This is a genomic window from Spirosoma gilvum, from assembly GCF_054776815.1.
The window spans coordinates 36,103-52,923 of sequence record NZ_BAAHBH010000016.1 but is presented as its reverse complement, the minus strand read 5'-3'; the positions used below and the strand labels follow the sequence as shown (position 1 = coordinate 52,923).

Below are 16,821 nucleotides of genomic sequence, written 5' to 3'. Positions count from 1 at the left end.
ACCCTATTCAATCATTCTATCATTCACTCATTCTATCATTAAACTATGCCATCCGTTTCCATCATCACCATCACCTACAACGCCGAGCGGTTTCTGGAGCGCACGATCCAAAGTGTGATTGCTCAAAAAGCGACCGATTTTGAATACATTGTAATTGATGGAGCTTCGACCGATGGAACGTTGGAGATTATAAAACGGTACGAACGTCAGATCACCCATTGGATTTCGGAGCCCGATCAGGGGCTTTACGATGCCATGAACAAAGGGCTTCATCAGGCGAAAGGTGAGTACGTCTGGTTCATGAATGCGGGCGATGAATTGCATGATCCCCAAACGCTGGCAAATCTGTTAAGCCAAATCAAGGCGACCAACGCGGATGTATATTACAGTGATGCCTTATTTGTGCAGGATGAGGGCGGCCGACGTTCCGGAAGCCCTATTGGGTTACGCAGTCAGATTACTCCACATACCCTACCCCATACGCTGACCTGGCAAGACATGCAAATGGGCATGAAAGTTTGTCATCAGGCTTTTGTTGCCCGGCGAACGATTGCTCCTGATTACCCAACCAATAACCTGAGTGCCGATCTGGATTGGGAAATTCGTTGCCTGAAGGAGGCCCAAAAAATCGAATTTCTTCCTTTTGTGCTGTGTAAGTACCTGGTGGGTGGCCTGTCGGTGCAACAACATCGGCGCTCCCTGATCGATCGATTTCGTGTGTTGGTTACCCATTTTGGGCTAACGAAAACAATACGCAACCACATTCGCATTTTTGTTCGTGCCCGGCGATTTCAGAAACGATGATCGGTTGAAAGAGGCCGAAAGACATATAAAATCTATGGTAACGCTTGAGTAATCAGAATGGCTCACAATGGTCTGTTGTCTGAAAATCGTATTTAACTATTTTGTAAAATTTAGCTAGAAACAATGGGATTATTACGGGTTCGATGCCATTAGATTGCGAAATGCGGATAAATTTGCGGGGTTTATTTAGAGACCCTACCGACCTTTTTGTGAAATTCCGTTAAAAAATTGTTCTAACCTATGAAACGAATAGCTGTTTTTACCTCGGGTGGCGATGCACCGGGTATGAACGCATGTATCCGGGCCGTAGTCCGGGGTGCGGTCTACCACGGGCTTGAAGTATTCGGTATCCGCCGGGGGTACAGCGGTATGATAAATGGCGATATTTTTCAGATGACCTCCCACTCGGTGAGCAACATCGTACAACGCGGTGGTACTATTCTGAAATCGGCCCGCAGTAAAGAGTTTATGACGCCCGAAGGCCGCGCTAAAGCTCATGACCAGATCAGAAAGTTTGGTATTGAGGGCCTGGTTGCTATTGGTGGTAACGGAACGTTTACAGGCGCAACGCTTTTCTATGATGAATACGGTATTCCAACCGTTGGTGCGCCCGGAACGATCGACAACGACCTATACGGTACTGATTATACGATTGGGTTCGATACGGCCGTAAACACCGCCCTCGAAGCCATCGACAAAATTCGGGATACAGCCGACTCGCACGACCGTATTTTCCTGATCGAAGTAATGGGACGCGACTCTGGGTACATTGCGATTCAGTCGGGTATTGCGGGAGGAGCCGAAATGGTCATGGTGCCCGAAGTGTTGACACCCATTTCTGAAGTGGTCGAAGCGCTGAAGTCGGGCTGGAGCCGTCAGAAATCGTCGTCGATCGTTGTCATTGCCGAAGGCGAAGAAGCCGGTAATGCAACCGAAATTGCTGAAAAAATTCGTCAACAGGTAGCGTCCGACATCGACATGCGCGTAACCACGCTGGGCCACATTCAGCGGGGCGGTATTCCAACGGCCTACGACCGTATTCTGGCCAGCCGTCTTGGACTGGGTGCTCTAGAAGGACTCATGAACGGTGAAAAGAACGTGATGGCTGGCATTGTCAATAATGAACTGGTTTACACGCCCTTCCGCGACACCATCCGCCTACCCAAGCCCATCAACGAGGACCTGTTGAGAATGGTAAAGATTCTTAGTGTTTAAAGATTGAATGTTGAATGATTGAATAGTTAGTCTCAAGAACCTATTCAATCATTCTATCATTCAACATTTAATCATTAAATATACCCCACCGCCCAATACGAAACGAAGCCTACTATTTCGCGGGTGAGGTAGTAGGCATTGAAAAATTCTTCTTCACGAGGCAACAGCCAATCACCCGGCGCGAATGACCGTTTACTGGTCAGAAAACTGGCTGGAAATGGTATTACGGTTACGCCTGCCTTCTGAAAACAGGCCAATGCCCGACGCATGTGCCAGGCCGATGTGATGAGGACGCACTCATTTTGCTGAAAACGTTGACGGAGCATTTGGGCCGTAAAGACCGCATTCTCGCGTGTATTTCTGGATTTATTTTCCAGCACAATATCGCCCGGCCGAACACCACCAATGGCCAGAAAACGGGCTGTCATTTGGCCCTCATCGTTTACGCTGGTTGCTCGAAACGGTAAATTGCCTGAGCCTCCACTGATCAGAATTTTTTGTACCGCACCGATCTTATAGAGATATAATGCCTGAGCTACCCGGTCGGCTTCGCGCCAGAGCATAAATTGAAGCGTATGGGTTGGATCGGTTTTCGCATCGGGAATCTCTTTTCGCCCATTCATCATTCCTCCGGTCAGCACAACGGCTACCCGTATCGTCGAATCCGTAGTGGCCACCGGTACTTTTTGAATCGGATATTCCCACCATAAAGCCAGCTCATTCATCAGAAATGGGTTTCCAAATACCCAAAATACGCCCAACGCAACCCCTACCAACCGACGGCGGAGCAGCATCTTTTTCGTAAAAAATGCCCACACCAAGAGCAGTACAAGCCAACCGGCAGGGGTCAAAAAAAAAGAGAGGGTCTTAGAAAAGAAATAAAACATAGACTACGAACGGTGTGGCAAGCGTTTTGTAGGAATATGAACTGTTTACTGTTTAGGGTTGACCAACGCGAGACGAACTGATGCGTCAGCCAACCTGATATGGTAAACAGTGAACCTAAAAGTATTTCTTGCCGTAAATTTGTCTTTATTCATTTGCGAAGATACGCACCCATTTTTATGAAAAACCCTCTCCTGATCGCTCTGTTTGGCTTTTTCCTGCTTCCGGCCGCCTGGGCACAGTCGACCACCGATACCCCTACCGACGGCTTTAAGATTACTGGTCATATCAAAGGACTGAAGGACACAACCTGTATTCTGGCCCACTACTTCGGCTCAACCCAATATATTCCAAAAGATACCGCCCGCGTCGATGCTGCCGGGAATATGACCTTCGAAGGCAAAAAGAACCTGCCACAAGGTTTGTATATGGTAGTAGTTCCCACCAAAAATCCGTATATCCAGTTTCTGATTACCGCCGATCAGCAGTTTTCGTTCGATACCGATACGGCTAGTATCGCCAAAAACATGAAAATAACCGGCTCGAAAGAAAACGAGCTCTTTTATGGGTATCAGCAGAAAATGGCCCAACTCTCCGAAGAAGCACAGGCACTTAATCTTCAGAAAAAAATTAAGAATGATGCCGTTTCGGTAGCGATGATCAACAAGCAGATGGGTGACCTGCAAAAACAGGCAACCGACTATCGTACGCAGTTTTTGAAAGAGAACAATGGCGCGTTTGCCGTCAAGTTGTTCAGTGCTACTGCCGAACCAGATGTTCCCCCCGCCCCCAAAGCCTCTAATGGACGGCCCGATTCGACCTGGACTTTTAACTACTTTAAACGACACTTCTGGGACAATTTTGACTTCTCCGACGAACGTTTTGTCAGAACGCCTTTCCTGCAACAAAAAATAGAGCGGTACATCAAAGAACTGACGGTTCAGGTTCCTGATTCGCTCATTAAAGAAGCCGACTTCCTGGTCAGCAAAGCTATTAATGGAAAAAACAATGAAGTAAAATACTACACCATCTATTACATCACAAAAGAGTACGAACAACCCAAAGTCATGGGTACCGATGGCTTGTTTGTGCACATGTTCGAAAAGTATTACAAAACGGGTGTAATGACCGTCTCTGATTCGTCGACGCTGAAAGCGATTGGCGAACGAGTGGCCACCTTAAAGCCGAATCTTGTTGGCAAAACACTGGTTCCGCCCGTCATGAGCGATACGCTTCGTCGGCCGATTAATTTCTCAACCCTTAAGTCGGATTATACCGTTGTGTTCTTTTACTCCCCCACTTGTGGGCACTGCCGCGAAAGTGCGCCCAAAGTACAGAAACTGGCGGATACGTATAAAGGGAAAGGCATTGACGTAGTAGCCATCGCCATTGACCAAAGTCCCGAAGACTGGAAGAAATTCATTAAAGAGTTCAAACTCGGCAATGCCATCAACGGCTACGACTTCACCTACCGAACGGATTATCGTCATCAATACGATGTCTGGACAACGCCAACGATCTACGTACTCGATAAGAACAAAAAAATCCTTGCCCGCAAACTACCCGTCGAGCAAATGGAAGACTTCATTCAGTTTCACAAGCGCCAACAAGCTGCCCAGGCTACCAAAAATCCTGCTGTAGCACCCACTAATGCGAAGGCGAGTGTGAAGAAATAGTATTAGGAGCGAGGAGTTAGAAGTGAGAAGGGCTGACGCATCAAGAACTATCTTGCGTCAGCCCTTCTCACTTCTAACTCCTCGCTCCTAACTACCTCATTTTAGTCCGTTTCACCAGATACGCCGTCAGAATCTGGTCGAAACCCTGGGCAATGTCAGCTTCGATGAAGTCGATTTTATACTGACCACATTTCATTTTTAGCTCCTGAAAATAGGATTTAACCGCCTGCTGGTAGGTCTCGCGAACCTGCCCTGGCTGGAGTTTGACTTTCTCACCTGTTTCGAGGTCGATGAATTCATAGGGACGTTCGTCAAACGCAAAGTCTTCTTCGGTTTTCTTATCCGTAACATGAAACAACAGCACCTCATGCAGGTTATGGCGCAGGTGCTGAAGGGACGAAAACAACGCATCCGACTTATCGGCGTTCTCAAACATATCGCTGAAAATAACCACCAGCGACCGCTTATTAATTTTTTCGGCAACCTGGTGGATCACGTCAGCCGCCGAGGTCCGACGCAGGGGTTTTGGCTGATGCATCAACTGGTCCAGTTGGGTAAACAGCTTATGTACATGCGACGGTGTTGATTTGGTTGGCGTTTGCAGGTCGATCTGATCGGCAAAGGTTGTCAGACTCACGGCATCCTTCTGACGCTGGAGCATATACGCCAGACAAGCAGCGGCCATCACACTAAAGGTTATCTTCCCATAGTTGGCATCCGGGTAATACATCGACGACGACGTATCGACCAGCAGATGACAGCGTAAGTTCGTTTCTTCTTCATACCGTTTGACGAACAATTTTTCGGTCTTACCAAAAACTTTCCAGTCTATATGGCGGGTTGTTTCACCGGTATTATAGAGTCGATGCTCCGCAAATTCCACTGAAAAACCGTGAAAGGGCGATTTGTGCAGCCCGGTAATAAATCCTTCGACCATCTGGCGGGCCAGGAACTCGACATTACCAAACGAACGTACCTGACTAAGATTAAGGGGTTGCTTCATGTAGTCTAAAGAGCGAAAGAGTGAAAGAGCGAAAGAGCGAAGGGCTGGGGCGCCAGCAAAAACCATCCGGCAGGTTTTCGCTCTTTCGCTCTTTCACTCTTTCGCTCTTTAGATTCGCTCTTTGAAATTAACGCAAAAACCGAACCGTTTGACATCTCCCACAGGAATTGCACAGGGAAATTCAAACGGTTCGGTTGGGTACAGCTTACCAGATGGGTTAGAGTACAGGTTCCAGCATAAACTGGTAATCAACAGGGGTATCGAATGCTGTAGGCGCCAGCGCTATGGCCTGGCCTTTTCCTACAACCCGAAGTGACACATTGGCGATTCCTTTCGAAACCATGCCCAATGCACGGGCTGCCGCATGCGTAAGATCGATGATCCGTCCTTTTGAAAAAGGCCCTCGATCATTGATTCGTACAATTACCGAACGGTTGTTGTCAAGGTTTGTAACTTCAACCAGGGTATTGAGTGGCAGGCGGAGATGAGCGCCTTCAAGGGCTTCGGAACTAACGCGCTCACCGTAATAGGTCTTCCGCCCATTGAACTTCTTGGAATAAAAAGACGCTTTGCCTTTCTGTATGAGGCCCGGAAGGGCCTCCGCCGGTTTCATGTTGCTAAAAAACAACATAAGGGACATGATCAAACTCATACAGCTATTGGTTACGTGAAAAAAATAAACGGGGCATATGCAGATCAGCATCTCATACACCACCCGTCCCCAAAAAGTGCAATTCCTGTATAACAAAGATAACCCAGAGGGACTTAATAACCAAGCATTTAGCCAAAAAACTGTGGAACGGCCTCCACAAACCCCGTTTCATTTTGTGGCAATTCTACCCCAAAATATATTTATTGGCTTTGTTTTTGTTCTTTGGTTTATGACCGTACTTTAGTGGTTGTGAACTCACTAAACCTAATTGATTGTGGACGAAAGAGACCGCGAGAAGATCTATTCCAGGCGTGTTCGGGCGGGAAAACGAACGTATTTTTTCGATGTTAAATCGACCCGTACCAACGATTACTATTTAACCATTACCGAAAGTCGCCGACATCCGCAGGGAGATGGCTTTATCTATGAGAAGCACAAAATGTTTCTCTATAAAGAAGACTTCGACAAGTTTGTTGAAGCATTGCAGGAAACCGTCGAGCATGTGAAAACCGAACTAATGCCTGATGTGGATTTTGCGCAATTCGTCCAGCGCGAACGCGATGAGCAAGACGACTTCGCCAGTGAATTAAAATGGGAGTAAACCCAAGATTTGCCATGGCCCACCGTTGCCATTATGAATTTTGCTTACAAGCTACTGTATGACGTAAACTTTACATCCCAACAAATCTGCGGCTTTATAGCTCAACTTACCCTTAGCCTTCAGCATTCCACCGAAGGCTTTTTTTGCGGTCCGCCATTACGGGTGTATTTTTGCAAAAATCAATGAGCGATTGAGTAATTGAGTGCTTGAGTGAATAGCTGACACAAGCAATATTCACTCAAGCACTCAATCGCTCATTCACAATTAACTATGGGTTTACAATGTGGAATCGTGGGTTTGCCGAACGTAGGCAAATCGACGCTGTTTAATGCGATTTCGAGTGGAAAGGCCGAAGCCGCCAATTATCCGTTCTGTACAATAGAACCAAATGTCGGTGTAGTGACCGTTCCCGACGAACGACTGGATATTCTCGAAGGGCTGGTAAAACCACAAAAAGTGGTTCCAACCATCATTGAGTTTGTCGATATTGCCGGGCTTGTCAAAGGAGCCAGCCAGGGCGCTGGTTTGGGCAATAAATTCCTGGCCAATATTCGTGAGGTCGACGCCATCGTGCATGTGATCCGCTGCTTCGAAGACGACAACATCGTACACGTCGAAGGTAAGGTCAATCCGATTGCGGATAAGGAAATTATCGATGCTGAATTGCAACTAAAAGATTTAGAGTCGGTCGACAAAAAAATCCAGAAAATTGCGAAAGCGGCTCAGGTTGGAGATGCCAAAGCCAAAGCCGATCTGGAAATCCTGAAGCTGTACAAAACCGCCCTGGAAGCAGGCAAAAGTGCCCGGACGGTTAACCTCTCGCCCGAAGAACGTGAAGCTGCCATTGGCGACATTGCACTACTGACTATCAAGCCGGTCATCTACGTAGCCAACGTTGACGAAGGCTCGCTGCCGAACGGAAATGCTTACTCGGATGCGCTTCGCGAGGCCGTGAAAGACGAAGGGGCCGATGTTGTGGTGATTAGCGCGGGCATCGAATCGCAGATTGCCGAGATGGAAGACCCCGAAGAACGTGAGCTGTTTCTGGGCGAATACAGCCTGACCGAATCTGGATTGAGCAAACTAATCAAAGCGTCGTACAAGCTGCTGGGCCTGATTACGTACTTCACAGCGGGTGTCAAAGAAGTTCGGGCCTGGACCATCCACCGTGGCTGGAAAGCGCCACAGGCCGCCGGCGTGATTCACTCCGATTTTGAGAAAAAATTCATCCGGGCGCAGGTCATGAAGCTTCCCGACTTCCAGCAGTTCAAAACTGAATCAGGCGTTCGCGAAGCCGGTAAGCTAGCCGTGGAAGGCAAAGAGTACGTCGTGCAGGATGGCGACATCATGGAATTCCTGCATGGAGCATAAGTTTTGTAGGGCGGGTGGAAACCCGCCTTTTTTGTTTTAAAATAACTAGCGGGTTTCCACCCGCCCTACGTTACTTACGTTTATTGATACCCAATCGGCGATAGGCCACTAGCTGATCGGCGCGGGAGGCTGGCGGACGATGGTAGACCAGAATTTCGTAATCATTTTCGGTGGAGGAATACGTTCCTTCTACGAAATTCTCATCGACTCGAGGCTGTGTACCCGTTGTTTTAACGATGTAATCGTAGTTATAAACGCCCTGTTTCAACAGAATCGACGCCCGATAAGCGCCCAGCAAGGCATCATATTCCATTCGATTTCGATCGGTTAGTTGCCAGAAATTAAAGGCCCCGTTCACGAACATATCGACACCGGGAATCTCGGGTGTTTTGAGCGTAAAAATCGTTTCGATGTAATCGGCATTGGTCGCACCGTTGCCCGTTTCGCGGTGGTCGATCACAAATAGGCCATTGAAATCGTCACTCTGAATGTAAATTCCCCGACTACGCGGCTGATCAACCTGCACGAAGACAACGTTTCGGTCGGCATTACGGTCGATACGGTCGATATAGTTGGCGCGGGATAAGACCGTTCGGGTATCGAAAAACCGGAACTCATTACCTCCTGGCATGGTGTTGGTCAGGTCAATCAATCGATATTCAAGCACCTGATCGAACGCCTGCACATTCGTTGGCCGTAGTCCGTGAAGGGTACGGTCGTCGCGGTAATTCTGACGGATCACAACCTTGAAATCATCCTGGGGAGAAATCACCTGATAACCCCGATAATTGATCGTAAAATCGATCTGCTGATCAACAAACTGGCGACCCGGATCGCTTGAAAAACGGGCCGATGCGGCTACGTTGAGCCGGTTCTGATAGGTCATGAACCGACGCGTCAGAATGATGTTGTTCCGGTTACGTTCGTCATAGACCACCAGCACATAATTGCCCGGTAGCTTTACTTTGGGCAGTGTAAACCGATAATGAAAGTAGGGAACCTTGGTATTGACCGAAATCTGATATTCCGTAATGGGGTTATCATTGTATTCGTAGGTAAATTCAATGTCGTTCAGGATGGATCGCTGCCAGTCGGCGTTACAATGCACCAGCCTGGCCCGAAATGATCGATAAGTACCCGTCAGGTCATCAAACTCCAGTTGAAGGGGCACTTCCTCATCCAGCGAAATTACTGGCGGGTTTAGGGTTAAAGCCGGGTCATTCAGGTTGGCGCTCACCTGCGGAAACAACAGCACAGTTTGCACATGCGAATCGTAAATATGGTCGATGGTCTGGAGCTGCTGTGCTATAGACAGCATCGGTAGCCACCAAAATAAAAAGGCCAACAACGGGATACAAACGCGCATGAACGTTAATTTTAGGGTCATCATTGACAAAGTAAATGGATAATGAATAATGTAGAATGAATAATGGTGTGTCCGTTTAATATTATTCATTCTACATTATTCATTGTTCATTAGTTAACTCAACGCAGCGTAGCTATGGTCAATTATAACCCGAAAGAATGGATTCGGTTTATCCTCACTGTAAACCGTGCGGATACAGTTCGGAAATTAACCCCCATTCTGATTGGCGTAGGTGTTTATTCGTTTACTATCGTTCATCTGCTCGAGCTATTCGACCTGAGTGAAAATCCGCATTTGAAAAACTTTTCGCTCATGCATACGCTGCTGAGCTTTGTAATTTCGATGCTGCTGGTTTTTCGGACCAACACGGCCTATGATCGTTGGTGGGAAGGACGGAAACTGTGGGGTAGTCTGGTCAACAACAGCCGCAATATGGCTCTGAAGTTAGATCAATTACTAGGTAGTTCGGAAGCCGAAAGCCGCGCATTTTTCCGGGCGATGATTCCCAATTTTGCCTTTGCCCTCAAAAATCACCTTCGGAGCAAACCGATTGAACCCGAATTTACCAGTACAACCGTTTTTGATGCCCAGCAACTGCACATGAACGAACATGTTCCTCAACAAATTGCACTGGCTATTTTCGGCAAACTGGTCGATCTGCAACGCCGGGAGGTTTTGCTGGCCGAACACCTGGTTGTTCTCAACCCGGAAATTCAATCATTCATGGACGTTTGTGGAGCTTGTGAGCGGATCAAAAACACCCCTATTCCGTTCTCCTACAGCTCATTTATCAAGAAATTCATCTTCATGTACTGCCTTACGCTGCCCTTTGGGTACGTATCGAATCTGCATTATCTGGTTATTCCACTGGTCGTATTCGTATTTTATGTGCTGGCCAGTCTGGAGGTCATTGCCGAGGAAATTGAAAACCCATTTGGCACCGACGATAACGACCTCCCGCTCGACACCATCTGCAAAGGCATTCACAAAACCGTTACCCAGTCGTTCGATCACAAACTAACGCTGGAGCAGGCCGAATCCTCAGACAGCCCCAAGAAAGGTTTTCGGTATGATCAGTAAGGCGGTGGTGCGGCATACCGACATCCTGTCCGCAGGTATACAGTAGGTAGTTAACCTGCGGACAGGATGTCCGCCTTACTCAAACAACCCAATCTGACCGGCAGGCCGAAACAGTTCCGTTGTCAGGGATGGCACCTGACGGCCGCTCAGATACTTCTGGCAGGCAATGCGATGCAGTTGAGCAATCTGCTGGGCGTACGGCCCCTCGCCTGACATCCGGGTTTTAAAACGTGAATCGGCCAGTTGACCGCCATGACAATCGGCTATTTGCTTAAGAACACGCTCGGTCCGATCCGGGAATGTTTGTTTCAACCAATTGGTGAACAATGGACCTAAAGCGCCATTTAGACGAACGATAGTATAAGCCGCCCAGCAGGCTCCCTGCTCAGCCGCCTGTTCGATCAATTTAGGAATTTCGTGATCGTTCAGGCTGGGTATAATCGGGGCTGTCATGATCCCTACGGGTACTCCTGCCTGATGTAATATCCCCATCGTTTTCAATCGCTGAGCCGCTGTAACCGTTCGGGGTTCCATCAGCAACCGAAGGCTTTCGGTCAGTGTAGTGATGGAGATGGCGACATTAACCAGTTTCAGTTCGGCCAGAGGCTTCAGAATATCTAAATCCCGCAAAATCAGCGCATTTTTTGTGATAATCGTAACCGGATTTCGATACTTCAGGCATAGGGCGAGCATCTGGCGGGTAAGTTGGTATGTTCGCTCGGCCGGTTGATAGCAATCCGTATTTCCCGAAAAGTGAATGACAACGGGCTTGTAAGCACGAGCCTGGAACTGCTTTTCGAGCAAGGCCGGTGCATTCTTCTTGACCATGATCTTACTTTCAAAATCAAGACCAGCCGAAAATCCCCAATACTCGTGTGTAGGTCGGGCATAGCAGTAAATACAGCCGTGTTCGCACCCCTGATAAGGGTTAATAGAAGCCTCAAAACCAATATCAGGGCTATTTGGGCGACTAATGATCTGCTTCGGTGTTTCGTCAAAAAACTGCGTCTTTATGACTGGCTCAGGAAAATCATCATCAAATGACGCTTGCGCATCAGCCGATTCATACTGATGTTTTGCAAATGAGTTCGCCGTGTTGAATTGCGCTCCTCTACCTTTTTTATAATTACCCATATACAATACAAGTAAAATCTTTGTATATTTTACTTGTATTGTATAGCTAAATTTTCAGGTGAAGATTACCGAGGTAGTTCGCTATCCATGAATTTATTCACCTTCAGTATAACCGATTACCGACTATATGCTAACGCTTCACCGTCACGCGCAGGTAAGTGGCTGGTATTAAGGTTGTATCTTCGGAAGCACTTTGATTCTGGCTGGCAAACAGTTCCTCCAATTCGCGCTGTAATTCCTGGTCTTTCCCGTTCTTTTCTGCTGCTTCGAATGCGTTCATGGTCGGGCCGTAATAGTTTTTGAAGCGCGACAGGAATTCAGACGTAGGGAATGGCGCCTGAAATGTATACGTTGCCCGCTCAAAGGCGATATTCTCTTTGGGTATCCCAGCCTGGCCAAAGCGTTCAACTACGTTACTTTCCACTCCCCAAAGCATGGGGCTAATGAAACCTTCCGGCGGGGGCGGGGTGTAGGCTGAACTGATGCGCAGTATCTGGGCAACTAATGTGGGGTCACCAGGAATCCAGTTTCCCATCACAATCCGGCCTCCCGGTCGGGTTACCCGTACCATTTCCTTAGCAACCTCAACAGGTTTGGGAGCAAACATGGCCCCGAAGAAACTGATGACCAGATCAAACGTCTGGTCGCTTAAATCACTCAGATTGGTAGCATCTCCCTGCTGAAACGTACAGTTGGCGATCCCTTCGCTTTCGGCCCGTTTATTGCCAGCTTCCACCAGATTCCGGGCAATATCAACACCTAAAACTTGGGCACCAGCTTTTGCGGCTGGTATGGCAGTGGTACCATCCCCACAGCCCAGATCAAGTATACGTAGCCCTTCGGTAATATTTAGTCTGGCGATCAAATCGGCACCGCTTTCCCGCATCGTTTCAGCCATCCGTGTAAAGTCGCCTTTTTCCCATAATGCCTGGTTTGGATTCATCTTTTTTGAAGGTTAAAAGTTTGCGATATGTTTTACGAGCATATTAAGACTAGTCCTCACGAAATCGCTATCAATATCTTGAATATCAGCCTTTTTTCAGTAATCCAATCTATTTTCTTATCGTATAACTGAGATGTGGCTCATACCAGTATGCACTGGCAGCCAATGACATACGCTTCCCGATTTGGGAACAGGTTTTGAATTGAGATGCAGCAGGTAAAACAGGATAGTAATCAGGGGTAAAAAAGCATCAGGGCAGATTCGGTAGTTTAACCCAAAACGGGTTAAACTACCGAATCTGCCCTGATATAGAAGGAGTCAATTAAGCCAGTTTCTTCTCCCACTCTTCAGCTTCGAGCATTGCGGTTTCCCACTCGTCCTGAAGCTGTGCGATCTGGGCTACAATACGCCGATACTCATCATTTTTAGCTTGCATGAGCTTGTCATCGCCATAGGTAGCCGGATCGGCGAGTTCGGCTTCCAGCCGCTTTTTGCGATCCTCCAATTGACCAATCTTGGATTCGGCTTCTTCGGCTTGCTGGGTAAGCTTTTTAAGCGTTTTCTGCCCTTCTTTGCGCTCATCGTCCGATGCGCGAGTAGCGGGGGCGCTACGCGCAGGGGTTGCCGGGATTGCAGGAGTTTCAGCATTTCCCTGGGCTCCCTGCCCCTTGCTCCCAGCTCCCTGCTTTTTCTCTTCCATCCACCATTCGTACTCATCGTACGTACCCGGATATTCCTTGATCTGCTCGTCTTCGATGTACCAGATCTTATTGGCAATCTGCGATACAAAATAACGGTCGTGGGAAACGACCACATACGTACCTTCGTACTGCTCCAGTGCCTGAATCAGAATGTTCACCGACTGCATATCCAGGTGGTTGGTCGGTTCGTCGAGCAACAGGAAGTTAGCCTGCGACAGGAGTACTTTAGCCAACGCCACCCGCGATTTTTCGCCCCCCGATAACACTTTGATTTTTTTGAACACTTCTTCATTGGAGAACAGAAAGCACCCCAAAACGCCCCGCAGTTCGCCTTCGGTCTTGGTCGGATTGGCATGTTTCAACTCATCGAGCAGTGTGTCTTCTACGCTCAGCGATTCCAACTGGTGCTGTGCATAAAAGCTAAATGACACGTTATGCCCCAATTGCCGACGCCCATCGTTTAGTGGTTCAGAACCCGAAATAATTCGTAACAGCGTCGACTTACCACGGCCATTAGCACCAATCAGCGCCACCTTATCACCCCGTTCGAGCCGAATATCGGCATGGGTCAGAATGCGTTTGGGGCCGTAATGCTTCGTAATATCGTCGAGGTGCAGAATATGTCGACCGGGTTGGGTTGAGAACTGGAACTTGAAGTTCACCCGCGCCGACTCGTCGATCACGGCATCCACCAGTTCCATCCGGGCCAGTTGTTTGACCCGGCTTTGTGCCTGTTTGGCTTTTGTAGCTTTCGCTTTAAAGCGTTCAATAAATCGCTCCGTCTGCCGGATTTTAGCCTGCTGATTTTCGTAAGCTCCTTTCTGGATCTCATTGCGTAATGCCTTTTCTTCCAGATAGAACGAATAATTGCCCGGATAATAATTCAGCTTGGCACCCGCTACCTCTACCGTTACGTCAATGACATTATCCAGAAATTCCCGGTCGTGCGAAACCACAATAACGGCACCTTCGTAGGTCTGAATGTATTTCTCAACCCATTGGATAGAAGGTAAGTCGAGGTGGTTGGTGGGCTCATCGAGCATGAGCAGCGAGGGCTTTTGCAGCAACAGTTTCGCCAGAATAACCCGCATCCGCCATCCTCCCGAGAAGGTCCGTAGCGGCTTTTGCAGATCATCCGTCGAAAACCCCAGCCCTTCCAGAATTTCCTCGGCTTTTGCTTGTACCGAATACCCATCCAACGCATCAAACTCTTCCTGCACTTTCCCCAGCTTATCGACCAGTTCATCGCGGTAATTGGTTTCCATCTCGTGGAGGAGGTCGTCGATTTGTTTTTGCAGTTGATTCTGCCGCTCGAAGGCCTGCATAGCCACCGATAAGATGGAGTCATCGGTCTGATACGACAGCAAATCCTGATTCAGGAATCCGAGGGTTACATCACCCGCTTTGGAGATAGTTCCGCCATCGGCCTGATATTCGCCATTGATAATTCGGAGGAGCGTGGATTTTCCTGTACCGTTCAGGCCGATCAGACCAATTTTTTGTCCAGGTTTAATATGTAACGAGGCATTTTCATAAAGAGCCCGGCTACCGAGGTAATACGAGAGGTTTGTGATGGAAATCATGGAGGCAAATTTACCAAAAAGAAGCCGGATACTTGCATTGTTAAATTCCAAAACACTATATTTGCAGCCGCAAAAGCCTCCTTAGCTCAGCTGGTAGAGCGACGCATTCGTAATGCGTAGGTCGCAGGTTCGAATCCCGTAGGAGGCTCCATTAATCCCGAAACAGCTAGTTTCGGGATTTTTTATTGATACGTGTTAACGACTTCTACAGCCCCAACAGATAGACAATCTATTAACGCATTCAATAGCCATCAACGCCCCTCCACCATGGCAATTTCTTCCTCTGTCAACCCATATAATTCATAAATCAGCTTATCAATCTCAGTTTCTGATGATGAGGTATCAGCGGTTGAGTCGCAGGACTTTGTGAATAGTGTAGTCATGCTATTATTAAACTACAAAATGAACCTATCTGTAATGTTTTAAACGGTCAGTCGTCTTTGCATTAACGAGTTGCTTTCCAATACGCAAAACGTTAACTGGTCTAAGCACCAAATCGTTAAACCATCACTATGGTTCGCATTAGTTTAAAATGGCTTGAAGTATACGTAGACCAACACGAATGACGACTGACTTATCAAGAAAAAAGTTTTTCAACCACAAGGGCTGGGCAACCATGCTCCTGCTCCTGGTAGCGCTTGCCGTTGGTAGCTGCCGGGTCGCCAAAAAAACTGAAACAAAAAGTTACTATCGTCAGGCTATCCAACAAGCGGAAACTATTTTATCACAGGCAAAAGATGAAATAATGACCCCAGCCATTTCAGTAGCAGTCGGTATGGACAATCGTATTGTATGGGCAGCCGCCAGGGGGTACAAGAATATAGAAAGGCAAGAGCCTGCCGATACGACAACCCAATTTCGAATTGGCAGTTCGTCAAAGGCCGTTACCTCCATGGCATTGGGTAAACTCCTTCAACAAAATCTGGTCCAATTGGATGACCCAATTCAATCGTACCTATCCTTCCTTGATCCATTCTATCCCTCCATTACAATTCGGCAACTAGCAGCCCATACGTCTGGGATCCGGAATTATAAGAATAATGAATTTAACAGCAACGTTCAGTTCGGCAGTATCCGAGAAAGTGTGGACGTGTTTATCCATGATTCTCTATTATTCCAACCAGGTACCAGGTTCAGTTATTCCACTTACAACTATACGGTTCTAAGCGCCGTTTTCGAACAGGTAACGAAAACCGAGTTTTTACCCTTTATGAGTAAGGAAGTATTTGTCCCCTTGCAGATGTATCATACCGTCGGTGATGATAAGACTAAAGATATTGTCGGCCGCGCCCAGTTTTATAATTTTCAAAAGCAGGATAGTACCTTTAAGAAAGCAATTGAGGTCAATAATAGCAACAAATGGGCAGGAGGAGGCCTGCTTTCTACACCTTCGGATTTGGTCAAACTGGGTAATTCACTGCTGAACCATACATTTCTTACCGCTAGAACCATTGCCATTCTCACCGAACCACAAAAACTAACGAACGGCAAAATCAACGGTTTGAACTACGCCCTTGGTTGGAAGAATGATACGGCCCGGCTATTTCAACAAAGCCAAAATGTGCAGCAGATCCATCATGGAGGGAGTGCCGGTGGAGGGACATGTATGTTGGTTATGTTTCCGGCTTATAATCTATCCATTTCAATGGTCATTAATCGGGATGGGTATGCCTCTGCTGACCTATTTAAGTATATATATCCCATTGCAGAAGCGTTCATTACTGAAAAAAGATACGCTAATTCCGTGCGAAATAGAATGAGCGACTAGTACTTGTAGAAATTTCCAGTTTTTGAAGCTGATACCTGG

General features: G+C 47.5%; 14 protein-coding genes and 1 tRNA gene. 8 read left to right on the top strand and 7 right to left on the bottom strand.

Annotation, left to right across the window (positions count from 1 at the left end):
- Positions 1-45: 45 nt before the first annotated feature.
- A complete protein-coding gene (locus ACYVFD_RS31430) occupies positions 46-804 on the top strand; it encodes a glycosyltransferase family 2 protein (protein WP_461094578.1) in 759 nt (252 codons plus the stop codon).
- A gap of 240 nt (positions 805-1,044) precedes the next feature.
- Positions 1,045-2,019 (top strand): 6-phosphofructokinase, encoded by a 975-nt coding sequence (gene pfkA, locus ACYVFD_RS31425; protein WP_461094577.1) that lies wholly within the window; start codon positions 1,045-1,047, stop codon positions 2,017-2,019.
- Positions 2,020-2,093: 74 nt separating this feature from the next.
- Here the strand turns inward: pfkA and ACYVFD_RS31420 are convergent, their stop codons facing one another.
- Positions 2,094-2,813, bottom strand: coding sequence for a YdcF family protein (locus ACYVFD_RS31420; protein ID WP_461094576.1), 720 nt, complete (start codon positions 2,811-2,813; stop codon positions 2,094-2,096).
- A gap of 270 nt (positions 2,814-3,083) precedes the next feature.
- Here ACYVFD_RS31420 and ACYVFD_RS31415 point away from each other — a divergent pair, with 270 nt between their 5' ends.
- Positions 3,084-4,580 (top strand): thioredoxin-like domain-containing protein, encoded by a 1,497-nt coding sequence (locus tag ACYVFD_RS31415; RefSeq protein ID WP_461094575.1) that lies wholly within the window; start codon positions 3,084-3,086, stop codon positions 4,578-4,580.
- A 91-nt stretch (positions 4,581-4,671) separates the two neighbouring features.
- Here the strand turns inward: ACYVFD_RS31415 and ACYVFD_RS31410 are convergent, their stop codons facing one another.
- Together ACYVFD_RS31410 and ACYVFD_RS31405 are read right to left on the bottom strand one after the other, a co-directional pair.
- Positions 4,672-5,583: a DUF58 domain-containing protein gene (locus tag ACYVFD_RS31410; protein WP_461094574.1), complete on the bottom strand. Its 912-nt coding sequence runs from the start codon at positions 5,581-5,583 to the stop codon at positions 4,672-4,674.
- A 217-nt stretch (positions 5,584-5,800) separates the two neighbouring features.
- Entirely contained in the window at positions 5,801-6,235 is a 435-nt protein-coding gene (locus ACYVFD_RS31405) for a septal ring lytic transglycosylase RlpA family protein (RefSeq protein ID WP_461094573.1), read from the bottom strand.
- 274 nt (positions 6,236-6,509) lie between these two features.
- Between ACYVFD_RS31405 and ACYVFD_RS31400 the strand changes: the two genes are divergently transcribed.
- Entirely contained in the window at positions 6,510-6,836 is a 327-nt protein-coding gene (locus ACYVFD_RS31400; protein ID WP_461094572.1) for a DUF3276 family protein, read from the top strand.
- Positions 6,837-7,106: 270 nt separating this feature from the next.
- Entirely contained in the window at positions 7,107-8,207 is a 1,101-nt protein-coding gene (gene ychF / locus ACYVFD_RS31395) for a redox-regulated ATPase YchF (protein ID WP_461094571.1), read from the top strand.
- Between the two features lie 70 nt (positions 8,208-8,277).
- On the opposite strand, the gene ACYVFD_RS31390 is transcribed toward ychF, so the two are convergent.
- Positions 8,278-9,525: a type IX secretion system plug protein gene (locus ACYVFD_RS31390; protein ID WP_461094652.1), complete on the bottom strand. Its 1,248-nt coding sequence runs from the start codon at positions 9,523-9,525 to the stop codon at positions 8,278-8,280.
- A gap of 183 nt (positions 9,526-9,708) precedes the next feature.
- Here ACYVFD_RS31390 and ACYVFD_RS31385 point away from each other — a divergent pair, with 183 nt between their 5' ends.
- Complete coding sequence (locus ACYVFD_RS31385; RefSeq protein ID WP_461094570.1) at positions 9,709-10,653, top strand: bestrophin family protein; 945 nt, start codon at positions 9,709-9,711, stop codon at positions 10,651-10,653.
- Between the two features lie 75 nt (positions 10,654-10,728).
- On the opposite strand, the gene ACYVFD_RS31380 is transcribed toward ACYVFD_RS31385, so the two are convergent.
- From ACYVFD_RS31380 to ACYVFD_RS31370, 3 genes are all read right to left on the bottom strand, one after another.
- Positions 10,729-11,787: a PA0069 family radical SAM protein gene (locus ACYVFD_RS31380; RefSeq protein ID WP_461094569.1), complete on the bottom strand. Its 1,059-nt coding sequence runs from the start codon at positions 11,785-11,787 to the stop codon at positions 10,729-10,731.
- A gap of 130 nt (positions 11,788-11,917) precedes the next feature.
- Positions 11,918-12,730, bottom strand: a complete 813-nt coding sequence (locus tag ACYVFD_RS31375; RefSeq protein ID WP_461094568.1) for a class I SAM-dependent methyltransferase — start codon at positions 12,728-12,730, stop codon at positions 11,918-11,920.
- Positions 12,731-13,052: 322 nt separating this feature from the next.
- The gene (locus tag ACYVFD_RS31370) at positions 13,053-15,014 is read right to left on the bottom strand and encodes an ABC-F family ATP-binding cassette domain-containing protein (protein ID WP_461094567.1); all 1,962 of its coding nucleotides are present in this window, start codon (positions 15,012-15,014) and stop codon (positions 13,053-13,055) included.
- 75 nt (positions 15,015-15,089) lie between these two features.
- On the opposite strand from ACYVFD_RS31370, the gene ACYVFD_RS31365 reads away from it, so the two are divergent.
- Both ACYVFD_RS31365 and ACYVFD_RS31360 read left to right on the top strand, forming a co-directional pair.
- A tRNA-Thr gene (locus ACYVFD_RS31365) sits at positions 15,090-15,165 on the top strand.
- Between the two features lie 411 nt (positions 15,166-15,576).
- Positions 15,577-16,782, top strand: coding sequence for a serine hydrolase domain-containing protein (locus ACYVFD_RS31360; protein ID WP_461094566.1), 1,206 nt, complete (start codon positions 15,577-15,579; stop codon positions 16,780-16,782).
- Positions 16,783-16,821 lie beyond the last annotated feature (39 nt).